The organism is Desulfonatronovibrio magnus, from assembly GCF_000934755.1.
Classification (GTDB): Bacteria; Desulfobacterota; Desulfovibrionia; order Desulfovibrionales; family Desulfonatronovibrionaceae; genus Desulfonatronovibrio; species Desulfonatronovibrio magnus.
Genome location: NZ_JYNP01000072.1, coordinates 1 through 22,151 on the forward strand (window position 1 = coordinate 1; position 22,151 = coordinate 22,151).

Annotated in this window: 23 protein-coding genes, 1 tRNA gene and 1 other RNA gene; 20 read left to right on the forward strand and 5 right to left on the reverse strand. The window is 44.7% G+C overall.

Features of this window, described 5'->3' with window-relative positions:
• Window positions 1-44: 44 nt before the first annotated feature.
• The 14 genes from LZ23_RS08585 to nadB all read left to right on the forward strand — a co-directional run bounded on the left by LZ23_RS08585 (window position 45) and on the right by nadB (window position 10,708).
• Window positions 45-323, forward strand: a complete 279-nt coding sequence (locus LZ23_RS08585; RefSeq protein WP_045211767.1) for a type II toxin-antitoxin system RelE/ParE family toxin — start codon at window positions 45-47, stop codon at window positions 321-323.
• Window positions 324-335: 12 nt separating this feature from the next.
• Entirely contained in the window at window positions 336-647 is a 312-nt protein-coding gene (locus LZ23_RS08590; RefSeq protein ID WP_198145941.1) for a HigA family addiction module antitoxin, read from the forward strand.
• Window positions 648-1,356: 709 nt separating this feature from the next.
• The gene (locus LZ23_RS08600; protein WP_045213337.1) at window positions 1,357-1,791 is read left to right on the forward strand and encodes a hypothetical protein; all 435 of its coding nucleotides are present in this window, start codon (window positions 1,357-1,359) and stop codon (window positions 1,789-1,791) included.
• Between the two features lie 133 nt (window positions 1,792-1,924).
• A complete protein-coding gene (locus LZ23_RS08605) occupies window positions 1,925-2,332 on the forward strand; it encodes an Lcl C-terminal domain-containing protein (RefSeq protein ID WP_045213338.1) in 408 nt (135 codons plus the stop codon).
• A gap of 254 nt (window positions 2,333-2,586) precedes the next feature.
• Window positions 2,587-3,039 carry an Lcl C-terminal domain-containing protein gene (locus LZ23_RS22490; protein WP_052507248.1) on the forward strand — a complete coding sequence of 151 codons (453 nt, stop codon included), beginning with the start codon at window positions 2,587-2,589 and terminating at the stop codon, window positions 3,037-3,039.
• Between the two features lie 91 nt (window positions 3,040-3,130).
• Window positions 3,131-3,427 carry a type II toxin-antitoxin system RelE/ParE family toxin gene (locus tag LZ23_RS25310; RefSeq protein WP_269745169.1) on the forward strand — a complete coding sequence of 99 codons (297 nt, stop codon included), beginning with the start codon at window positions 3,131-3,133 and terminating at the stop codon, window positions 3,425-3,427.
• Window positions 3,428-3,437: 10 nt separating this feature from the next.
• Window positions 3,438-3,725: a HigA family addiction module antitoxin gene (locus LZ23_RS08620; protein WP_045213339.1), complete on the forward strand. Its 288-nt coding sequence runs from the start codon at window positions 3,438-3,440 to the stop codon at window positions 3,723-3,725.
• A gap of 275 nt (window positions 3,726-4,000) precedes the next feature.
• Window positions 4,001-4,375, forward strand: coding sequence for a hypothetical protein (locus LZ23_RS08625; RefSeq protein ID WP_045213341.1), 375 nt, complete (start codon window positions 4,001-4,003; stop codon window positions 4,373-4,375).
• A gap of 1,037 nt (window positions 4,376-5,412) precedes the next feature.
• Window positions 5,413-6,237 carry a YheT family hydrolase gene (locus tag LZ23_RS08630; protein ID WP_332308272.1) on the forward strand — a complete coding sequence of 275 codons (825 nt, stop codon included), beginning with the start codon at window positions 5,413-5,415 and terminating at the stop codon, window positions 6,235-6,237.
• Between the two features lie 537 nt (window positions 6,238-6,774).
• Window positions 6,775-6,866, forward strand: a tRNA-Ser gene (locus LZ23_RS08635).
• 151 nt (window positions 6,867-7,017) lie between these two features.
• Window positions 7,018-7,113: signal recognition particle sRNA small type (gene ffs, locus LZ23_RS23385), an RNA gene on the forward strand.
• A gap of 96 nt (window positions 7,114-7,209) precedes the next feature.
• Window positions 7,210-8,079, forward strand: a complete 870-nt coding sequence (gene nadC, locus LZ23_RS08640; RefSeq protein WP_045213345.1) for a carboxylating nicotinate-nucleotide diphosphorylase — start codon at window positions 7,210-7,212, stop codon at window positions 8,077-8,079.
• A 35-nt stretch (window positions 8,080-8,114) separates the two neighbouring features.
• Window positions 8,115-9,134 (forward strand): quinolinate synthase NadA, encoded by a 1,020-nt coding sequence (nadA, locus tag LZ23_RS08645; RefSeq protein ID WP_045213346.1) that lies wholly within the window; start codon window positions 8,115-8,117, stop codon window positions 9,132-9,134.
• On the forward strand, window positions 9,131-10,708 hold the full coding sequence (gene nadB / locus LZ23_RS08650; RefSeq protein WP_045213347.1) for an L-aspartate oxidase: 1,578 nt from the start codon (window positions 9,131-9,133) through the stop codon (window positions 10,706-10,708). Before nadA ends, nadB begins: the two co-directional genes overlap by 4 nt.
• A 422-nt stretch (window positions 10,709-11,130) precedes the next feature.
• Here nadB and LZ23_RS08660 read toward each other — a convergent pair whose 3' ends face one another.
• A complete protein-coding gene (locus LZ23_RS08660; RefSeq protein ID WP_045213348.1) occupies window positions 11,131-11,658 on the reverse strand; it encodes a DUF6691 family protein in 528 nt (175 codons plus the stop codon).
• A complete protein-coding gene (locus LZ23_RS08665; protein ID WP_157493151.1) occupies window positions 11,655-12,170 on the reverse strand; it encodes a YeeE/YedE thiosulfate transporter family protein in 516 nt (171 codons plus the stop codon). The genes LZ23_RS08660 and LZ23_RS08665 overlap by 4 nt, the downstream gene beginning before the upstream one ends.
• A 1,159-nt stretch (window positions 12,171-13,329) precedes the next feature.
• Here LZ23_RS08665 and LZ23_RS08670 point away from each other — a divergent pair.
• The 5 genes from LZ23_RS08670 (at window position 13,330) to LZ23_RS08695 (ending at window position 17,976) form a co-directional block, all read left to right on the forward strand.
• Entirely contained in the window at window positions 13,330-14,568 is a 1,239-nt protein-coding gene (locus tag LZ23_RS08670; RefSeq protein ID WP_045213349.1) for an inorganic phosphate transporter, read from the forward strand.
• 742 nt (window positions 14,569-15,310) lie between these two features.
• Window positions 15,311-15,979: a DUF47 domain-containing protein gene (locus LZ23_RS08680; RefSeq protein WP_045213352.1), complete on the forward strand. Its 669-nt coding sequence runs from the start codon at window positions 15,311-15,313 to the stop codon at window positions 15,977-15,979.
• Between the two features lie 178 nt (window positions 15,980-16,157).
• Window positions 16,158-16,508: an STAS domain-containing protein gene (locus LZ23_RS08685; protein WP_232300445.1), complete on the forward strand. Its 351-nt coding sequence runs from the start codon at window positions 16,158-16,160 to the stop codon at window positions 16,506-16,508.
• On the forward strand, window positions 16,495-16,938 hold the full coding sequence (locus LZ23_RS08690) for an ATP-binding protein (RefSeq protein WP_052507249.1): 444 nt from the start codon (window positions 16,495-16,497) through the stop codon (window positions 16,936-16,938). The genes LZ23_RS08685 and LZ23_RS08690 overlap by 14 nt, the downstream gene beginning before the upstream one ends.
• Before the next feature lie 15 nt (window positions 16,939-16,953).
• Complete coding sequence (locus LZ23_RS08695) at window positions 16,954-17,976, forward strand: ABC transporter substrate-binding protein (protein WP_052507250.1); 1,023 nt, start codon at window positions 16,954-16,956, stop codon at window positions 17,974-17,976.
• Here the strand turns inward: LZ23_RS08695 and LZ23_RS08700 are convergent.
• From LZ23_RS08700 to LZ23_RS08715, 3 genes are all read right to left on the reverse strand, one after another.
• Window positions 17,957-19,048 (reverse strand): RNA ligase, encoded by a 1,092-nt coding sequence (locus LZ23_RS08700; protein ID WP_045213355.1) that lies wholly within the window; start codon window positions 19,046-19,048, stop codon window positions 17,957-17,959. The two genes, LZ23_RS08695 and LZ23_RS08700, sit on opposite strands and share 20 nt — an antisense overlap.
• A 575-nt stretch (window positions 19,049-19,623) precedes the next feature.
• Complete coding sequence (locus LZ23_RS08710; protein WP_045213358.1) at window positions 19,624-20,295, reverse strand: DUF4276 family protein; 672 nt, start codon at window positions 20,293-20,295, stop codon at window positions 19,624-19,626.
• Entirely contained in the window at window positions 20,292-21,407 is a 1,116-nt protein-coding gene (locus LZ23_RS08715) for an AAA family ATPase (protein ID WP_045213359.1), read from the reverse strand. The genes LZ23_RS08710 and LZ23_RS08715 overlap by 4 nt, the downstream gene beginning before the upstream one ends.
• Window positions 21,408-21,744: 337 nt before the next feature.
• Between LZ23_RS08715 and LZ23_RS08720 the strand changes: the two genes are divergently transcribed.
• The gene (locus tag LZ23_RS08720) at window positions 21,745-22,017 is read left to right on the forward strand and encodes an RNaseH domain-containing protein (RefSeq protein ID WP_045213361.1); all 273 of its coding nucleotides are present in this window, start codon (window positions 21,745-21,747) and stop codon (window positions 22,015-22,017) included.
• Window positions 22,018-22,151 lie beyond the last annotated feature (134 nt).

Genomic DNA, 22,151 nt, shown 5'->3' on the forward strand with positions numbered 1-22,151 from the left:
TTCAAAGGTTGACATTCGTAACCATTGCGGTTACATAATTCTGTATGATTAAATCCTTTAAGCATAAGGGACTTGAAGTATTTTATTATTATGGATCAACAAGAGGCATTAGTCCCGAGCATGCAGACAAAATATCCAGAATCCTGGATCGACTGAACGCTGCAAATGACATAATTGATATGAACTTCCCAGGGTCCTACCTGCATAAGCTATCAGGAAAACTTAAGGGACAATATTCCGTCCGGGTCTCGGGAAATTGGAGAATATTTTTTAAATTCATAGATAGCGATGCTTATGTCGTTGACTATGATGATTACCATTAAAAGGTGACTATTATGATGACAATGAAAAGACAGCCATCCCATCCCGGATATATTCTGAAGAAAGATTATTTGGAACCACTAAACATTTCTATAACCAGCATGTCTGAAACACTTGGCGTATCCAGAAAAACCTTGTCAAAGATATTGAATGAACGAGGCTCAGTGACTCCTGACATGGCCCTCAGGCTCTCACGAGCCCTAAGCACGACACCAGGCTTGTGGCTCAACCTCCAGAAGAGCTACGATCTTTGGCGTGCAGAACATCTTTCCAGCGACTGGAAAGATGTACTTCCCTTGACATCACAAGTCCTGCATTCTGTCTGAAAATTATGATGGCAGTCTCACGCTAACAACGGTTACCCAAGCCTCCGGCTATATTTCTGGGGTAGTCCAGGCCCATGATTTTTGAAGACTACCTGTCTCCCGGGTATGCTGATCCAGGTGTCACGATCCGGGGCAGGCAGGATATCCATATACCAAAATGATCGCCTATAACTCTGAAGGGAAAAACCTTGGGCGATTCTGGGATGGACCAAAAAACAATGGAAAGCCAAAATGATGTGTGGAAAAGGGCTGAAGTTACTGTGGACAAAATGATTCAACTGTTGCAGAGTCTTGATTACTCAATCACATTGAAAAAGTGTTTGGGTCAGAGGAATGACCAGTATTTTTTGCTTATGATAATTTTGAAGACTGACAAAAGAAAGCTTGACAATTTAGGCAGTTTTGGACTTCTGTAAGTGAATGCACGTAGTCTGGACCACCATGTACCCTCAACCAAGCCAGTCAAAATACTCTGCCCGAAGCAACTACAGCGGCCTTCTCCACAGGCCCAGCCTCATAAAATTCTTGCTATTACTTTCCTGTACTGCTTATTTACCGACACAGGCAGAAACTCCCTCCACTGATTTCGTAACTCGAATTTTCTGAACTGCCAACAAACCCAGTGCCAACTACTGCCAACCAAGTTGGCTCCAACTTAAGGCTGATCGCGGCTGCTTCTTTACGCAACGTGCTGATTTTAAGAGTTTTATTGTATGGCATAGATAGTGCTTTTATACTGATAATATCACCACCCAACCAACCAAAGAGGAACGATTATGATTACAATGCGGAAAACGGATTCGAAAAACTTGCCTGTGCGCTGATCATCGCCTGTGCCCTGGTCTTTACAGCGTTCACACCTGCATTGGCTGACGAGAATTACGCCTGCAGGTGTAAAGGTATTAAATTTTGGATTCTGTTCGTTCCTTCATATGGCAACTGCGGAAACGGTTTTGTCGATGGCAGCAAGGGCACGGTGATAAGGGACATTCCCCGTGAGGCTCTCTCCAGCTATATTCCTTCCGGAGTCATCGGTCAGGTAACTTCAGGGAACTCGCAATGCGGATATTACCCTGATTCAGGATGGAACTGTGTGGAGATGAGCGGAAGTTCCATTCCGGATTGCATTAACAAAATGCGTTAACAACTATCAGTAATCCGGGATGTCTGTTGTCGCTTACATGTATGATTTTAGATTCATAAAGTTTTGCCATGGGATGGGTCGTGCTTAACGAGATGCAAGCCCCTACGGTCCAACCTAAACAGGAGAAAAAAACATGAAGAAGCTTCTATCGATTACAGTTCTGGCGGTGATGATCTGCCTGAGCGGGCTGATCATTTCCGATACGGCCTTTGCCCAGCAGTGCGTGGATAACGGTAACGGGACAGTGACGGACACGAATAGAGGTCTGATGTGGCAGAAAGCCACGGGAGGCCCCATGACATGGTACAGGGCTTCCGTGCCGCACATCAGTTCCACCCAAGGCCTCGGAGGTCATTATGACTGGCGATTGCCGGAGAAGCATGAGTTGCAGGGAGTGTACGGTTCAGCACAGTGCCGCGGTTTGCTTACAGTGATCAGCTTCGCATACTGGTCGAATACCTCCGTACCTGATGAGCTTGCCTGGCTCGTGGCTCCCTCTGGCGAGACCGGCCTTGAACCGAAGACATTTGACTACTACTAAGTTCGTGCTGTCAGGAACGTTAATTGACTCAACCCTGATGCGTGCCATCAGGCGCCCTATGTCGAAGCTGAGTGCCTCGTAGCCGGACATGGCGGGCTGAAGACGGCTGAAGGCTGCTGCGGTATCAGGATATCAGGGTGGTAGCGATTTTTGTTGCGACATTCCGATTTTGGAATTAAACTGCTTCTCGTCATGAAATGGAGCATGCTTAATGTTTGGAAAACATCAACACCTGACCATTAAGGAGGAACATCATGAGGAAAATGTGGAGAAAGCTTTTCGGAACAGCGGCCCTGGCATTCGTACTCTGCCTGACCGGACTGGTCATGTCCGGCGAAGCCCAGGCCCAGCGGTTCGTGGACAATGGGAACGGGACGGTGACGGACACGGTGACGGGGCTGATGTGGACCAAGAATGCCAACCTGTTCGGCGAATTGAATTGGTATGACGCCATGTCCAGGTGCGAGTCTTTCAGCATCTCCGGTATTGGAGGATGGCGGCTGCCGAGCAAGGATGAGCTTGTGGCTTTATACCATGCAATTCAAGGCGGACATCCCTTTACCGGGCTCAATAGGTTAGGCTACTGGTCCAGCACGCCCTACCCGGACATGGCGGACCACGCATGTGGCGTGCACATGGGCAACGTCTACGTGCACTACCGCAAGGCCCCCTACAGCCACGTGTGGCCGGTCCGCGCCGGACAGTGAAAGGTTGACATCCTCTTTCCGGGGAGGTGAGCGGGATAATATCTGTGCCGGACCTGAAGCGGAACAACTGAAACCAGGTTCAGGCTGGAAGGTGGACCGCAAGTCACTGTCACCTTATTGGTGGGCTTGGAGTAGGTCATTCCTACTCCAAGCCCAGCCCCTTGAATACAGCATCCACTGGATCGTCTATGCTCAGGCAAAGAGGCTTCGGCTTATTCTCGGTCGGCTAAATGCAGCGACAGATCCCAAAGATATGGACCTGCCAGATCTTCGGTTGCACAAACTCTCCGGTAATCGCGACGGCTTCTGGTCAGTGAAGGTCAGTGGTAACTGGCGAGTGACGTTTTTGTTTGAGAACGGAGATGCCGAAATAGAAGATTACCATTAAGGAGTCATTTATGTTGATGTATAATCCTCCCCACCCAGGTGAAGTATTGCGCGAGCTTTGTTTGGAGCCACTTGGTCTTACGGTTACGGCGGCGGCTGAAGCGCTGGGAGTAAGCCGTAAAACTTTGAGTGCTGTGCTGAATGGTAAGGCTGGTATTAGTCCCGAGATGGCTATACGTCTTTCCATTGCCTTTAATACCTCTGCGGAAAGTTGGCTGAACCAGCAGTCCCAATATGAACTCCGGCATGCTGAACAGCATCGTAAAAAGCTCAGAGTTAAGAAACTTGTGGTCGCCTAAAACTGCACTAACCGATTATTCTGAAGACTGGCATAGCAAAGCTTGAAGACTCAGGCAGGGCTGAACTTTTGTCAAAACATGCACGTAGCCTTGCCCCCATATACCCTCAACCAGGCCGGTCAAATCATTTTGACCAAATGCAGCCACGACTCCCTTCACAACCACTCCAGCCACCATAAAAACTCTTGAAAACTCCTGCCAAAGCTGGTTAATATTCAGGCAAGGGCAAAATCCCCCCACTATTCCCGCAACTTAAACTCAAGAAAGGATGCCTTATGAAGCACATTCTTGCCATCCTGCCAATGCTGGCGATGCTGGCCGCGCTTCCAGCGTCCCCGGCCTGGAGCCAGAACAACGGTACTGAACAATGTATGGAAAACTGTTTGGAACCGGCCATAGAATACACCATAAAATACGGGGATGAGGACGTCATCCAAGAGGCCCTCGAACAGTGTTTAGCACAGTGTAGTCCAGAATACCTGGAATCGTATTCGAATTTCGGCTCTGCAAACACCTTCACGCCCTACGAATCCATAGAGGAGTGCCTGATTATCTGCGCAAGCCAGCACCGCCAGTGCTTAAGACTCGATCGCACTCCCCAAAAGTGCAATATATATCTCGATAAATGCTGGAGCAAATGTTTACACTAATCCAAAACCTGGGCCGGCAACCGGTAAAATGCACAAGGCCGGCTCCAGGAATAACCCTTCAAGAAATCCCATAATAGGTAGTTTGTCTAAAAATTCCAAACGACAGTCCCGCTACCCACTTAGAGCGCCACTAAAGACTTATGCCTGGATAATACTCACTTAAGTGGGTGCCGGATAAACAGTAAAAAAGGTCCAAGTCGCGGCGTATTTATGCAAACGTAAGAGTGTGGGTTTTTCGTAATAACACAGCGATAATTATTCTTTTTGGCTCCTGTAGAAAGGGACAAGCCCCCACTGGGGCTGTCACTTTCGATCACTTAAAAGAAAGATAAGCTATTCAAGAATATAATTATTCACTTTGCTATATGGATTGTGATGCTAGTTTGCGGCTATATTTCTAGGATAGTCCAACCTCCTGAATTATGGAGACTACCTGCCTCCCGGAGCTGCTGATCCAGGTGTTATGTTCCGGGTTTAGGTATAATGTCCCAAAAGAAATAATCGCCTATGGCTCTGAAAGACAAACACCAACAAGAAAAACCTTGGGCAATCCTGGATGGACCAGAAAACAATGGAAGGCTCAAAAGATATGGAAAAAGGCTGGAGTCTCTGAAGATAAGATGGTTCAGCTATTACAGAGTCTTGTGTTCAACCATTTAAGAGATGAAGGGTCACGCCATAGCCGAGCTGCTTGCAGATACAATTTTTTGTTCTGAATAATGATCAGATTAATTTGTAACTTGATCTAAAGAGTGTTCAACACTCCAACCAAGCAGTATTCCCCATTTTTACACCAACCATATCCAATAATTGATGAATAAGGTCACGTTCATAGGGAATGTTCTTGCTTTCTTCAATAGAACTGTTTACACAAAGAAATCAGATGTTAGACAATGCCAGTTTTGCCAAGCCCCAACTACACTCCAGCTCAACCGTTTAAAAACGGTCATCTACACACTATTTATCCCGCCCTATTTCGTCCTGTGCCTGATACTGACCCTGTCCCGGAAAGAATAGACACGCCAGATGGAGACTTCTTGGATATTGACTGGCATATAAAACCACAATCAAATAACAAAACGGTCGTACTTATAAATCATGGTCTGGAAGGCAATTCGCGCAAAAAATACCCTCTGGGTATGGCCAGACGTTTAACCCTGCTGGGAATTGACGCGGTGTGCATGAATTTTCGGGGATGCTCTGGCACTCCTAATCGTCTGCCCCGTCTGTACCACAGTGGAGTGACTGATGACCTGGATACGATAATCCGCCATGTTATCAAAAAGGGATATGAAAATGTTTTTCTTGTTGGATTCAGCATGGGAGGAAATCAGCTGCTCAAGTATCTGGGCGAAAATCCTGAACAGGTCCCTTCCCAGATCCGGGCCGCTACAGTCTTTTCCGTGCCTTGCGATTTATCCGCATCTTCTGCCAAGCTGGACTCAACCATAAGCCGCATTTATGTCATGTACTTCATGCGCAGTCTCAGAGCGAAGATAAGGTTGAAAGCAAAGATGTTCCCCCAGGTCGTTGATCCAAGGGATCTGAACAGGACATGGACCTTTCGCGATTTCGACAATCGTTACACAGCCCCGCTGAATGGGTTCCGGGACGCTGAGGATTACTATGCCAAGGCGTCATGCCTCCATTTTTTGAAAAACATTCGTATTCCAAGTCTCCTGGTACAGGCCCAGGATGATCCCTTTCTGACTCCATCTTGTTTTCCCCTGGAACAGGCCTCAAAAAATCCTAATCTTTTTCTGGAAATACCTAAATACGGTGGACATGTCGGCTTTCATCTCTTAGACAGTAACAACATCTACTGGTCGGAGTATCGGGCAGGGAAGTTTTTACTTGGTTAAGTCGAATGAATATCGTTTAAAAGGGAATCCTCTTCCTTCAGGGAGAGGATGATGTCAAAACCTTTTTTTTGTCTTTGCGCCAATGTGGGATAAAGCCCCATTTGAATAACATTAGGGATAGGATTCTCTCACGACCCGAAGATCGTAGGTTCAAATCCTGCCCCCGCTACCAATAAAATCAAGGGCTTAGAGGTATTCACTTCTAAGCCTTTTTGTTTATTTTTAGAATTTATTCCCTATTTCTGCCCAATATTTCAACTTCACTTTATGTCGCTCAGTAATTTCTCTGCTGACACTCAAGTCATTTTTTCGGCCCATAAAATACAAATTACTTTTTCCCTAACCAACTTATACATATCATTCGCCAATCTGGCAAAAAATATAAGTCTTGACATCTGCCTGAGATGCTTATAGGTATCGCAAAGTTTTTTTGGAAAACTCTGTGGCATATTACCAGTAAATTTTCTACATTTGGGCGAATATTATACAGGATAATTGAGCGAAACAATGTTCGCTCTAGCATGCCACACATCATGCGGAGAGGTGTCCGAGCTGGCCGAAGGAGCACGATTGGAAATCGTGTAGGCGCTAATCCCGTCTCGAGAGTTCGAATCTCTCCCTCTCCGCCATTTTCAAAAAAAATGTCATGCTTGTTTTCCCTGACTGCTATTTTTTTAACAAGCTGATAATATTTATGAGCAAAGTCATGCTTCCTCACTTTTTTGCTCTGATTGCTCAAAAATACTGATCTTTTCTACTTATGTGAACAGGCTTATTGTTTAAGGGAAGCCGGGCGGCGGAAACGCTGCCAACCCCGTCAGGCCCGAAAGGGAGCAGCGGTAACAGTTGTTTTCGGGTGCCTGGCTTCCCTTGCAGGGGCGCTTATACCAAGCGTCCCTGCTTTTTGTTCCACATTTCACAATATTCCCTTCTTTACATTTCACCATCCCTGAGTATTATACTATACTACTCATGAATACATTTACACTTTTCAGCAACTTTTTTCAGAAAAAAGCCCTTCTTTGTCTACATGAAATCATTGACCTGGCTTTTGATGAAGACGGTGAAGATCTGACCTCCAACGCTGTGTTTCCATTAGAAAGCCTTGCCAATGCCTGCGTGATTGCCAAAGAGGATTTTATTGTTGCAGGACTGCCCATTATACAGGAAATTCTAAAGAGAACAAACGGAGAATCTAAAATTGTATTTCATACCAACGAAGGGTCACAAGTCCAAACAGGCAGTAAGTTAATTTCAATTCACGGACATACCCGTAAAATTCTTAAGTCTGAACGGATAATTCTGAACATGTTATCTAAGCTAAGTGGTATTGCCAGCCAAACTGATAAATTTTGTAAACAACTTTCAGGCAGTAAGGTCAGGCTGTTAGATACAAGAAAAACCACTCCTGGCTTGCGCTATCCAGAAAAGTATGCTGTGCTCGTGGGCGGAGCTGAAAATCACAGATTGAATCTGCAAGAGATGCTCATGCTCAAGGATAACCATATTGATCATTGCGGCAGCATAACCAAGGCTGTGAACCTTCTTAGAAAAGCTTATTCTCCGTGTCCGGCCATAGAGGTTGAATGCAGAACTATCAACGATGTTCAGGAGGCTGTGCAGGCTAAAGTGCAAAGAATTATGCTTGATAATATGAGTCATGATGAAATGCAGGCTGCTTTAGAATTTATTCCACAATCAATTGAATCTGAAATAAGCGGACGCATTACGCTGGACAATCTTAAACAGACAGCAGAACTTAATCCTGACTTCATTTCTTCCGGCGCTTTAACCCACTCAGCCAGGTCTGTAGATATCAGCATGACCATAACACCAGCTTAGCTACTTCATAGCTTTTTTTACACAAGGCTTTAACAATGCACTCAAAAAATATTCAACTCTTCAAAGACAAATTTGGATCCAACCTTGCTATTCTGGCCCACCATTATCAAAGTGATGCCATTGTTGAACATGCAGATTTAGTGGGAGATTCATTGCAACTCGCGGCAGCAATCCCTGAGTTAGAGGCAGAGTATATTGTATTTTGTGGTGTGGATTTTATGGCCGAGACAGCAGCTGTGCTTGCTGGTCCAAGACAAAAAATCTTTTCTCCTGATCTTGGAGCAACATGTGTAATGGCAGATATGGCACCTGATTATCTTGTCAATAATATACTCCAGAAGCTTAATCATCACCAAAGAGTTATACCTCTTGCTTATGTAAATTCATCAATAGGAGTAAAAGCTCTTTGCGGTGAATACGGGGGAAGCGTCTGCACCTCATCAAATGCATCCAAAATGCTCACATGGGCCTTGACTCAAGGTGACCAGGTACTGTTTTTACCTGACCAAAACCTTGGCCGAAATGTATCTGCCCGGTGCAACATCCCTGACAGCATGACGCAGACCATAGATATCAGGAAAAAAGGAAGCAACATTAATCCTGCAAACCTGGCATCAAAAAAAATTCTTTTTTGGCCTGGGGTCTGTGCTGTACATTTCCGACTAAAAGCCGGAAATGTAATGGAAATCATGCATAAAAGCCCTGAAGCCTTGATAGTGGTCCATCCTGAAAGCCATCCCCATGTAGTAGACATGGCTCATGCATCGGGTTCTACCTCCAAAATCATATCTTTTGTTGAACAGGCAGTTCCAGGCAGCACAATCTATATCGGTACAGAAGACAATCTTGTTCTTCGATTAAAGCAGAAACATCCGGACAAGAATATACTGCCTCTCGGCGCTGGCTATTGCAGCAATATGGCCAAAATTACCCCGGAATTATTAAGCAGTTGCCTGGAAAACCTGTCTTCCGATAATGCTGTTCAAGTTAACCCTTCCCTCATATCCAATGCTAATAAAGCTGTGGAGACCATGCTCAGGGTGACTGCATCATGAGTGATACCATTCATACTCAAATTTTGATTATTGGCTCAGGCATTGCCGGATCATGTGCAGCCCTTACCCTTGCTGAATCAGGGTTGGAAGTGCTGTTGCTATGTGCAGGAACTACCATGGATGATGGCAACACGGCCCTGGCCCAGGGTGGTATTGTCTATACCACAGATGATGATGACCCGCGTCTGCTTGAGAAGGATATTTTGACAGCCGGCTGGAATTTTAATCATGTGAAGGCTGTAAAGTTTCTCAGCCGTAAAGGTCCGAACATTGTCCGCAAGGTTCTGCTTGACAGACTCAAGGTGCCTTTTGCACAGGCAGGCAATAAATATGACTTGACCAGAGAAGGAGGCCACAGCCTGGCCCGCATCCTTCATTGCGCTGACTATACCGGACGAGGCATCATGGATGCTTTTTTAAAAGCAGTACCTGAGCACCCCAACATAACCGTACTCAACAACCAGACTGCCATTGACATCTTAACCACACACCATCACTCCACAGAACTGGAAATCAAATACCAACTGCCCAATCAATGCACAGGTGCTTATGTTCTTGATCAGGACAGCGGCAGCGTCCGCACCATCCTGGCCGACTTCACCATCATTGCCACAGGGGGAATCGGTCAAATTTATCTTAATACAACCAATACATCATCATCTGTAGGCTCTGGAATTGTAATGGCCCAAAGAGCCGGCGCAAGAATGATGAACCTGGAATATGTTCAGTTTCATCCCACAGCTCTTTTTCACAGAAGCCCGAGAAAATTCCTGATCACAGAAGCCATGCGCGGCGAAGGGGCAATCCTTGTCAACTCCCAAGGCAAGGCCTTTATGAGCAATTACGATGCCCGTGGCGACCTGGCTCCCCGAGACATTGTAACCAGGGCCATCATTGATGAAATGCTTAAAACAAATGAAGATTTTGTATACCTAGATGCCTGCAGCACTATCGATGAACCGGACAAGAGATTTCCAACTATTTATAAAAAATGCCTTGAAACAGGCATAGATATCATTAGAGAACCTGTTCCCGTTGTCCCGGCCGCCCATTATTTTTGTGGCGGCGTGCTGGTTGATGTCTCTGGACAAACCAGTATTGACAGACTTTACGCTGCCGGAGAGTGCGCGTGTACCGGTGTCCATGGAGCCAATCGCTTAGCCAGCACCTCACTGCTTGAAGGTTTGCTGTGGGGGTACGCAGCAGCAAAAGACATTTCTGGAAAATTCAAAAACAAAGCCAGGCTCAGCCGCCGGATAAGATCATCAGTTCCAGAGTGGACATTTTTAGGTACCAAGTACAATGAAGATCCTGTTCTGATTGCTCAGGACTGGGCAACCATAAAACATACCATGTGGAATTACGTTGGAATAAACAGAACATCTGCCAGGCTCAGGCGAGGGTTTGAAGATCTGCGCAACCTTAATAAAAGACTGCATGACTTTTATAAGGAAACAGTTATTTCCAAGTCCATAGTTGAACTTTTTCATGGCTGCCATTCAGCATATATTATTACTACTGCCGCCATGCGTAATAAAAAGAGTATTGGTTGCCATTTCAGAAATGAAGATTAACTCTTCTGGCTGAAAGCTGAAAGCTGAAAGCTGAAAGCTGAAAGCTGAAAGCTGAAAGCTGAAAGCTGAAAGCTGAAAGCTGATAGCTGAAAGCTGAAAGCTGATAAAGAATTATTAGCCACAGACAATAAGCCAGACTAAAAAGACAGACACATGATATTTTTCTGCGGACGACCTGCCCGCATAAAAGCTGTCCGCACATGCAGTACAACATGGCAAGTCGCCAGGAGGAAAATAATCAGCCTGTCTTACTGCCTGCCTTTACGTCGAACTCAGCAGGTGGCTGAAAATTTTTTTGAAACCACAGCCTCAGGCAGGATTCGACTATGATGAACAATTACCAAAAATCTAATAATTTTTGCAGCAGTCACGCCGGAGTTAAGGCAAGGCCTGCGTTAACACGCAGGCCACCCAGTGAGAATTTATAACCCTTTCCTTTCAAACCAGCGAAACAGAAAGATTGCTCCAATAATAAATGCGACAATAATAAACCAGTGATTAATGCCCAGAATCTCTGGCAGAGTAATTTTTCCAAAATCACCCCATTGATATACAGTATTCTGCATGGCTGGATAAAGCTGGGCAAAAAAGCCGGCACCAAAAATCATACCAAGAATACCCCAGATTGCATCCAGCCGGCCTTCACCCAGTGCTCCGAGAGATGTACCAGGACAATATCCAAGCATTCCCCATCCGACACCGAATAAAATACCGCCGACAATATTGGCTCCCAGCACAGTTGACTTGATGGATAATTCAACAACTCCCAGATCGTAAAGCAGGTAAACACCGACCATGCTGACCAAAACTGCCGACAGCATAAATTTAATAATGGTCATATCCATCAGCCTCAAAGCACCAAGCTGCTTGTCATATCTGACCACTCTGGCTTTTTGCAGCAGAAATCCAAATGCAATTCCTGTAATAAGTCCAAGAATAATCAATTTCATTTTTTGCCACCTCCATAAATAACATTAGCAATGTATATTCCTGCTCCAAAAAAGCATACAAGAGATATAAAGCCACTAACAGATAGTTGAAGCGTACCGCTCAACCCATGACCACTGGGTCAGCCATCAGCCATTCTTGCTCCCACCATGGCTATTGCTCCGCCAAAAAAGGCCATTATCCCTCTCTTAACCGGGGTCATTCCGAACTTGCTTTGCCACATGTCAGGGACCCACTGTTTTTTAAATGTTCCTGAAGTCCAGGCAGCGATGAATGATCCGATCAGTATGCCTGCCACAAACATCCACTGCCAGTCCACACGGGGTGCTACACGAACATAGTACTCAATTTGAGCCACCCTTTCAGGGGAAAAAATACTCTCAAACATTCCAGCCGCCCTAACAAAAGTGGTAGAAGCTCCAAAATACTGTCCAGCTATCCAGACGGAAAGTACAGATACAAGTCCGGCCAAAGCACCGGCCAGATAGGGACTCCACGCTTTGTCATTCTGCATTTCATTCTCCTTTTTTATTAGATGTTTTGTAACGCTACAGCGAGATCTTTTATTAATTATTGCCACGGGCACCAGGGGCAGACACTTTTGCCGATCTCAAACCGTGAAACATATGGACTATCCGACGGTAAAAGAGCCATTCCCCTTCCATCAAAATAAATTATCGCTGTTGCGTTATCATGTATTAACTATAGCCGATTATATAGTCCCTCGCAAAGGCTGTCCCAATTTCCAAATATGGGACTGTTTTTCAAGATGGAGGCGGCTTCCAGCCGCCTGGAATTAAATAGCCTGCAGGATGCAGGCTCCACTTTAAAGACAGTTACTCGCAGGTTCGGTCCTGGTCCGCCCAGGTGAGGAGCTTACAAGTAACTATAATCATATTGTCAATAAAATCAGACGTTTAAAATTTTCATATTTTTACGATTTTTGCTTTGAATGATGCACATTTGCCAGAAAAGTTTCGTCAAAGATGGGAGCTTTGCGCCAGGCACAGCTTCCTGCCCGGAGGGGGACTGTCCCTCGCTGTGTAAATTTTTCCATTATAACAAATCTCTACCAGAAACCAATGCAGCATCAATCTTTAATATAGTACCTCGCGGGGACTGTCCCAATGTCCAAATACGGGACTGTTCTTCAATGTGGAGGCGGCTTCCAGCCGCCTGGAATTAAATTGCCTGCAGGATGCAGGCTCCACTTTAAAGACAGTTACTCCCACCTTCGGTCCCGGGCCGCCCGGGTGAGGAGCTTCTAAAAGTCACATCAAAATCCATAAAGATTACCAAATGTCAAGCCAAAGTCCAAGCCAAGGTTGAAATAAGAATTATAAAGATTTGACCCAAAAAAGTAAAGTTGTAGCAAAAAAAATAATGGGAAATGCCACAGATAGGTTCTGTTCAAGCCAAGAGCGGGAAATCCCAAAGTGCCTTTTGTGACAATATCGTTACACTGTAACAAAAAAGACACAATATTGTTCGTTTGTTCACTTATTGACAAAAACTCATTCATGTTACAAATACGTGACAGACGAAAGTCTTAAAAGGAACTGCAAACTGAGGTTGACAGGTACCAAGAGCAAGTCTCTGTTAGCCGTGCTAATACTTGGCAAAAAATGCAATCATAGAATCTAAAATTAACCTCAACCTAAAGATGAGCACAAGTGGAATTTTTTGACATATTTCTCTATCTGTCCATGGCTGCCGGGTTCCTTATGGCCTTCAGTCTTGGAGCCAACGATGTTGCCAATTCCATGGCTTCAGCTGTTGGCGCAAGAGCCATAACTGTTCGTCAGGCCGTAATCATTGCCGGTACATTGACCTTTATTGGAGCTGTTTTTTTAGGTTCCCATGTCACGGCGACAATAACAAGGGGTATAATTAATCCAGAGCATATAGCTGATCCACGTATCATGATGCTGGGCATGTTTTCCGCCCTCATGGCTGCTTCTCTATGGGTGCTTATTGCCAGCCTCACTGCTCTGCCTGTCTCATCAACTCATTCCATTGTGGGCAGCATTCTCGGTTTTGGTGTTGTTGCTGGCGGCCCACAAGTTGTCAACTGGTGGATATTATCCGGAGTCGTACTCTCGTGGATCATTTCACCTTTATTTGCAGGTTCTATTGCCTATTTTATCTTTTCCCATATCAGAAAGTTTATTTTTTTTAAAAAGGATTTTCTGAACCAGGCCAGGATTTGGGCTCCGCGCTGGATAGGCTTAACAGCTCTCATTCTTGGTTACTCATTCATATATAAAACTCCTGTAGGTCAAGACCTTAATCTTTCAGGAACTGCTGCTCTTCTTGCCACTTCATCTATTGCCATTACAGCCTGGTTCGCCGGCAAAATCATTGTTAATAGAATCACCAGAGAAAAAGAACAAAAAGTAGAGGAAGTAGAAGGAATATTCCGACGACTCCAGATTTTAACTTCATCTTATGTTGCATTGTCCCATGGAGCCAATGATGTTGCCAATGCAATTGGCCCTGTAGCAGCAATATACATCCTGGCGAGACACCATGAACTCATACAGACCGCAGAAATACCAATTTTCATGCTCGTACTGGGAGGACTTGGTCTTTCAGCCGGTATTGCCCTTCTCGGAAAAAAGGTGATTGCCACTGTTGGAAGCAAAATCACCACATTAACCAATACGCGAGGTTTCGCAGTTGATTTCAGCGCAGCCACAACCGTTCTCATAGCCTCAAATATGGGTATGCCTGTATCCACCACTCATGCCTGTGTTGGAGGTGTTACAGGTGTTGGACTGGCCAGAGGCTTCAGCGCTGTCAATTTCAAAGTGCTATTGCGTATTGTGGGCTATTGGTTGTTAACAGTTCCCATCGCTGCTTTTACTTGCATCATTATTTTCCAGATCCTGAAGTGGATTTTCATATATTAAGATAAAATGGGTCTCATGCAACTGCTGAACTCACTTTACACCACTAATGCGGGCTGTGCCCGCAACCCAATTTTAAACAGGGACAGTTAAGTTGAGGCGTTGACTGATTTTTCAGGCTGGAGGCTGAAGGCTGAAGGCTGAAGGCTGAAGGCTGAAGAATCAGGATATTGGGCATTATTTCTCATATGAAAGTTAAAAATTTTCGTAATAGTTTAGCTTTTATTTAAGAAAGCAGGGGACAGGCACTCCGGGCCCCACTTGAGGGTCAACGGTGATTTAAACGTCTCACTTTTGATACAAGAGGGTCCCGGAAGAGCCAGTCCCCCTCCGGGCTGTATGCCTCCGGGCAGGAAGCCGTGCCACATGCAAATGGCTAAACTATTACAAATTTTCTTGTTTTTTGCTACAGGATTGAGGCGGTAAGTTACAACTGTGTCAGTCTGCAATAACGCGTATCTATTTTTTAAGTCCCAATCAGCTGAGGTTTTCATGCAATCTGATAAAGTACACCCCTGCACAAATCTGAAAGTATACATACATAATAAAGTTAACCTCTCCGGAGACTGTTCCCTGATGGGCTATACCATGCGAATCCCCTTGAGGAAGCAGAAGTTAATCAGGTTGACCGCAGGTAGATCTTACTTTATTTGTAAAAGTTTGGCGAGTTAAGGCTGTTATCATTATTTTTACAATGTGAAACAGGACATCAAGAGATCAAGTTATCAATAAGAGGTAAAGTTTGATGAAGTTAAATTTTTTTGGGCTCCTCACTCAGAAATCTCCCATGGAAAGACTCCTGGAGCATTATGATAAAATTCAACAGTCAGTAGAAATAATTAATGAGTCATTGGAATGCTATATTGGCGGTGGACAATGCGTAGAATTCAAGAGTCTGCAAAGCAGCTTGAACGACCTGGAGTCACAGGCAGATAAAATTATTCGCTATATAAGAAATCATTTGCCTCGCAGCCTTTTTATGCCAGTAGACAAAGTACTTTTTCTGAGCTATACAAGCGCTCAGGACGATATACTGGACTCAGCCCAGGAAGCACTGAACTGGCTTTCCATGAGGACTATGATCATACCCGAGGCATTCCAGAAGGAACTGATTTATCTTGTAGATGATGTTGGCAACATGGTGTACCTGCTGGGTCCTGCCTTGAAAGATACTGTGTCTCTTGTTCACCTTGAGAACCTCGATCGGCAGGGAACTAAAGATCAATACCGTAAAATCAGAAACAAAAAGAATGAAATATTCAGAGCCAAAAATGAACTGACCAGAAAAATTTATAATTCTGAAATTGATTTTAAAGATATTCACCAACTCATTCACTTCACAGAAAAAATGTACGCCATGTGTCACAGTTGCAGTAAATGTGTAGAAATTTTACGATCCATGATCGCCAGGTAATAAAAAAATAATTTTCACAAATAGTTGCAGTATCAACCATATCAGTCTTTTGCCCAACTTTGTGTTAAGCCATTAGCAAACAAACTGGCTTTCAGCCCAAGCAAAGCCGGTTTTTTAAAACGGAAATTTTCGTGCTCCCTGCAGTGTAAACCTTTTACCCTTCCTTGACCCTGGAAGAATGATTAGTGAGGATAAAATGGAATTAGCGAGCATAACCAACGAAAAAGCATTAATAATTACAGTAAGCGGGCGATTGGACACAACCACAGCCCAAGACTTTGAAACCAAATGTCTTGAAATGATTGCCCAGGGCGATAAAAATTTCATTGTTGACCTTAAGGATGTTGAATACATAAGCAGTGCTGGTCTCAGAAGCATTCTGTCTGTTGGCAAAAAAATCAGATCAGACAATGGAAATCTGGCATTTTGCTCATTGCGTGGAATGGTCAAGGAGGTTTTTGAAATATCCGGCTTTTCTTCAATCTTCACAATTCACGATACCAGGGAGCAAGCCATTGAGGCAATCTGACAGTGATGAATATTCCTGGATTAACCTTCCAGGCACTAATGACAACCTGGCTCATTTCCAGGAATTTTTACTTGATCAGGCCAGAGCCAGGAATGCCTCACCTCAAATAGTTCAAAAGCTGGACCTCATCCTTGAAGAAGTCCTGCTGAACATCATGAACTACGCGTTCCCGGCCGACACTCCAGGCATCATAAAAGCCGGTTTGCGGGTTAACCCTCAGAATATGCTTGATATCCGGATTATTGATGAAGGCAGCTCTTTTGATCCTTCTGCCAAGCCGGATCCGGATACAACCCTTGCAGTTGAAGACCGGGAAATCGGCGGCCTGGGTATTTTCCTGGTGCGTCAGATGGCTGACAATATCAGTTACAAAAGAGAAAATGGTCAAAACATCCTGGATATCTGTTTCAGTTTGGAAACAAAGCAATGAACCTTTGACTCTCAAATGAAAATCACCCTTCTGACACTTTTTTCCCTGCTGATCCTTAACACTCCTGCCTTTTTTATTTACCCAATCATTTCTACAGCCAAGGCCTCGGAATATCGCCTGATCATAGCTCAGTCCATCAAACATCCTGCTCTTGATGATGTTTCCAAGGGCATCCAGGATTACTTCACGGAGAAAAACATACCCGCCTCTTTCCAAAGCTACATCCTGAACTCCGAGACAAGCCATGAATACCTGCAATGGATTGCCGACCATTCTCCCCATCTGATTTTGACCATAGGCACTCAGGCTTCACAAATTGCCTTGGAAAAAGTTACCTCAATACCTGTAGTTTTTTCTGCGGTTACCGATCCTGTGGGGGCCGGATTAGTGGATGACTTGAACAGTCCTGGCAGATTAGTTACCGGACTTACAGACATGAGCCCTGTGGCCGCACAATTAGATATGATTATCAGGATCCAGCCCAAACTGGAAAGCCTGGGCATGGTTTATTCAGAATTTGAGCAGAATGCGGTAAAAATCAAGGATTACCTGAAATTAATAGCTGAAAACCATGGAATAAGGCTTGTCACTGCCCCGGTCACCCGTCAGGACATGGTCTTAGACAGAGCTTCGGATATTCTGGAAGATATTGACGCCCTTTATGTATCCACAGACAATTATGTTGTGTCCAGCATTGCAGACCTTGCCAGACTCTGTGCATCCCATAAGGCTCCCCTGTATGCGGCTGATTCCAGCTCTGTTGAGTCAGGGGCAGTGGCGTCCTTGAGTATTAACTATTACCGTATGGGGCTGCAGACTGGGGCCATGAGTCTGCGCATACTAAATGGTGCAGATCCCAAAAGCATGCCTGTGGAAAAACCAAGAAAGTTCACTATAGCTATAAATGTTCAGGCAGCCGAGGAAATGGAGGTTTCGCTCCCTATGGATATTTTAATAGCTGCAGATATGGTTTATTCTTCATTCCCGGGGGGCATCCGTGAACAGCCCTGTCAGCAGTTCATAGAAATGCTTCAATAAGCTCTACTTTCTTATGATCAAACAGAGAATCAAACACTTGCTCTATGGAGCGTCCGCGACGTAACTGAAATAGAATATCCCTTACTGGCAGATCCTTGACAGCCAGGGCATACTCCTTCTGGTTTTCAATATCTTTGAAGCGGGCGTAGTTTTCCCGGATATTGTCCATTAATCGTTGATAGGCGAGGATGTATGGCTGAAAATACTTTCTGTCTTCCTCAAAATAAGTCAGATACTCTTCATGGTCGTTCATGAAGATGAGGTTTACTATACGTTTTGGGTTGATATTCCCATTTTCTCTAAGATGATACACAGCAAGATAAGCCGGGTTCTTGATCTTTACGCGAAGCCCTGTTGCCTCGTCAACGCAGACATACCCCTCGTCAAGGGTGTCAAGTTGTTTCATGGCATCCATGATCTCTGTAAGGGAAGAAAATCTGTATGTCTCCGGAAGAAGAACTGAAGCTCCCTGCCTGGAAATAATTCTGGAAAATTCGGCTGTCATGTCCAGCCCGGCATACTTTCCAGTATACTTGTCCCTGACTGCCAGCAAATAAGCCTGGGGTGAGTCGTAGCGTTTGACTATTCGGTTCTGGCGCGAGCAGAGCTCAAAAATATATGTCTTTTCCTGGGGCATATGAGAAAATGCCTTCTGTACATCACAGCTCAGGGCCTGACAAAACAGATCAAAGAAAATTCCACCTGAGTCAGTATTCCCCTCTGCAAACGCCAGTTTGCGGGATGCCGCGTTCCATCGTACTCCGTCATGGTAGACATTGATCAGGCTGCCGTCTTCCTTGTCCATGGCAACCAGGGTGTTGAAATCAATGCCCTTATGCTCCAAACTTTCACCATAGTTGTAGAAGCGATCAAATGATCTGGAAAGAATGCCGAGATCATCCATGGAGAGTATCAGCCCCCTGCACTCATCGCAGACAGGATGAAAACGCGGAGAGTCGATCATGGAGTAATTTAAAACAACACGATCAGCGTAGGTATTGACCTTGACCCCAAACTCCAGTGCCAGATCATCCAAGGAATTCTTTGCCAGATACTTTTGAACATTAAGCATAAATGTCTCATTCTCCCCAAGTGATCAACAACCCCTGTGTCAAATTTGAAGGCGACTTCCAGCCGCCTGTTTTAATAGCCTGCAGGATGCAGGCTCCACTTATCAAGACAGTTACTCACAGGTTCAGTCTGATAATTCTAACAGTTCCAGCTTTTTCATGGGACAATGTCCGTTTGTTTGGGTGCGAGAAGCTTATCATCCTTGGGCTGATATTTGCACAAACCTCAAACCTTAGGGCGGGCTCTTTGAGAGCAAAATAGACGTTCTAAGGCTGAAAAACCATCTCAATCAAGGCTTTTTCTATGTTGAATCAATGGGTTGACTCGGTCCGACCCCGAAAAGCCTGAAGCCTGGATCATGTTTACACATCGCGTCAAGCGCGAAATGTAAAGGAGAGCTTTGATCCCGAGGTGATAAAATTAATCATATTAGAATTTTATACATATATACGGGCAATATCAAAAGCAAAAGTTGCCTGTAAGTCTCAAAATTGAGCATTTCTTGGGGTGAAAAGCAATAATAACACGTTGCTGGTCTCAGAGACCCCTGGGTGAAATAAGTGTTTTCCAAACTTATTATTCTTCTTGGAGATTTTCAAGGTTGGTCAGCCAACCATTGAATAACGGGCATTGTTCCCTTATAACTTCAAGACCCATTTCAATGGCGGCTAATGCGCCGTGAATAGGTTTTTCATACCCTGGGTAGAATTTCATAACCCGTTTACTCGGAGAAGTTTCCGGATTATCATTGATTTCTTCAGGTGTGTTGAAAACAGCCCGGACCACTTTAAATCGGCCATAAAGATCAGGACGGTTGATCCCTATGGCCAGGGATTGTACGTCGCTGAAAAGAAGGCCTTCAAATTCATACATCTGGACATATGGAATTAATATGCGAACTGGATCTTTTCCAAGTATCTGTTCAATCTTGTCAAAAAAAGCTTTGATTACGCATTGCGCCTTGACTGCATGACTACTATGCTCCAGCGATTCTGTTTTGCCGGGAAAATCACCGGGCAGGCCATAGAAATCAAAAAAGGTGGTGCAGTAAGCTGTTGTATCACCCAGCAATCTCGACCTGATGTCAGACAACAGCCTCTCAAACCTCATGTTGCCGCCTTTATGTCCGGGCTTACCGATCAAGGCAGGAATAAGAAGGACACCCTTTGAAATAAAATGACTGTGGAGCAGCTCATTGACAAATAGCTCTTCAGTCTGGCCTTCACAGATTACATGTATTCGAATCATGATCCGGGCCTCCCGCCAAGAATATTTTTTTCCCAAAGCTCTCCTACAGAATAATCAGCCAGCCATGTTTTGAACTCATCTTCTTGGTAACGTTTAAGAATTGTCGCATCAAATTTTCTTTCCACAACGATTAGATCATCAATGGAAAATTCATTAACAAGGGGAACAGATTGAGTGGAGATAATAATCTGCATCCTTTTAGCGGCTGATCGGAGAAGGGCTCCCAGCAGGTTGATGGCGAAGGGATGAAGTCCAAGCTCTGGCTCATCAATAATCATTGTAGAAGGTGGTTCAGGTTGCAACAGGGCTGTAACCAGGCAGATAAAGCGGATTGAACCATCGGATAACTGGCTGGGCCAGAAAGCATAATCACTGTCTTTCTGTCGCCACAGAAGGCGGACTTGTTGTTCCCCGGTAGGCAATTCATCGGGTTTGAGAACAAAATCATCAAAAAATGGAATGGCCAGAGTTATTGTTTTTTTTATCTGTGCGTATACCTGTGGATGCTTATCCTTGAGACGATACAAAAAAGCGGCCAGGTTGGATGCATCAGGTCGTAGATAATCGTTATCGTGAACTGAACCCAGTCTTTTGACTCCAGCGCTGTCGCTGGTATCGTGAAAGTGAAATATTTTCCAGTTGGCAATAGAGCTATAACTGTAATCTGCCCTTGAGCCCTTTCCAAAATTGTCATACTGATCTTTCAATTTTGACTCTGCATGCCCGGAGCCCAGGTTTGTCCATTCTTGACCAGAATAAGGGTCATCAAAAAAAAGTTTTTCCTCGCCAAAGGAAAAACCTCCGTCAACAGTCGGCTCAAGTGTGAATTTGTACCCATTCAGTCCAAACTCAATAAGTGACTGAATTTGCTTGGTTTCCTTTGCTCCAAAGCTAACGATACGGTCTGCCGAGCCCTTATTTCTTGTCCATTTCTGCAGCCTGCCCTCAACCATTTCACCCAGCATGTGAAAATAGGATACAAGATTGCTTTTTCCTGCCCCGTTGGAACCGATAAGCACGTTCAGCCCGTACAGAGGGAAACGCTCCATTTCTCTAATGGACATAAATCCCTTAATAGTCAGATATTTTATAGGTTTTTGGGTGGTGTTCATTTGCTTTGTTTCCTTGAGTGTATTTTATCATCCAGTGATAAATGATGATCATTTATAAGGAGCTCATGCTCCCTTTGGTTTCGGCGATGAAGTAGAGATGCTTAAGCAATCTTGACTTCATAAATGCACCAATCCAATTTAGCAGTGGTTGGCACTCCTTGGGCTGATATTTGCGTAAACCTCAAACCTAAGAGCTGCCTTTTTGATGGCAAAACAGGTATTCTAAGGCTGAAAAACAATCACAATCAAGGCTTTTTCTGTTTTAAATCAATGCCTTGACTCGGTCCGACCCCGTAAAACCGATGCTCCGTTTTTTATCCTATCCGGCTCAGCAGTCATGGATCAGGGCATAAACGCCAGGAAAAGCACGCGCTTTGCCGCCCCTTCCAACGCACTGAAAAAAGACTGGCATTCCCTCGGGGCAACTGAATTGTTCATTATGGAACATGGAGAGTGGAAATCAGATGATTTGCTGAAAAGCGTTGCCATGTTGTCCCGTATAGCACCCAACTGGCAGAGGACTCTGCGCTGGCCCTCGCCTCTGCACCTGGCAAGAGCAATTGTGCGGGATCATCCCCATGCTTATTTTGAAGAGGAGGAAGAGGAATGAGACAAGCTTGAAATGCTGAAGCATGAAACCTCAATGCCTTGTTGCTGGATAATTGAGAACTATCCAGTATATGAGCTTAGTATATTCCCCCCGCACAGAAAAGATCAGTGGACGACTTCGCTCAGTTGCTTCAT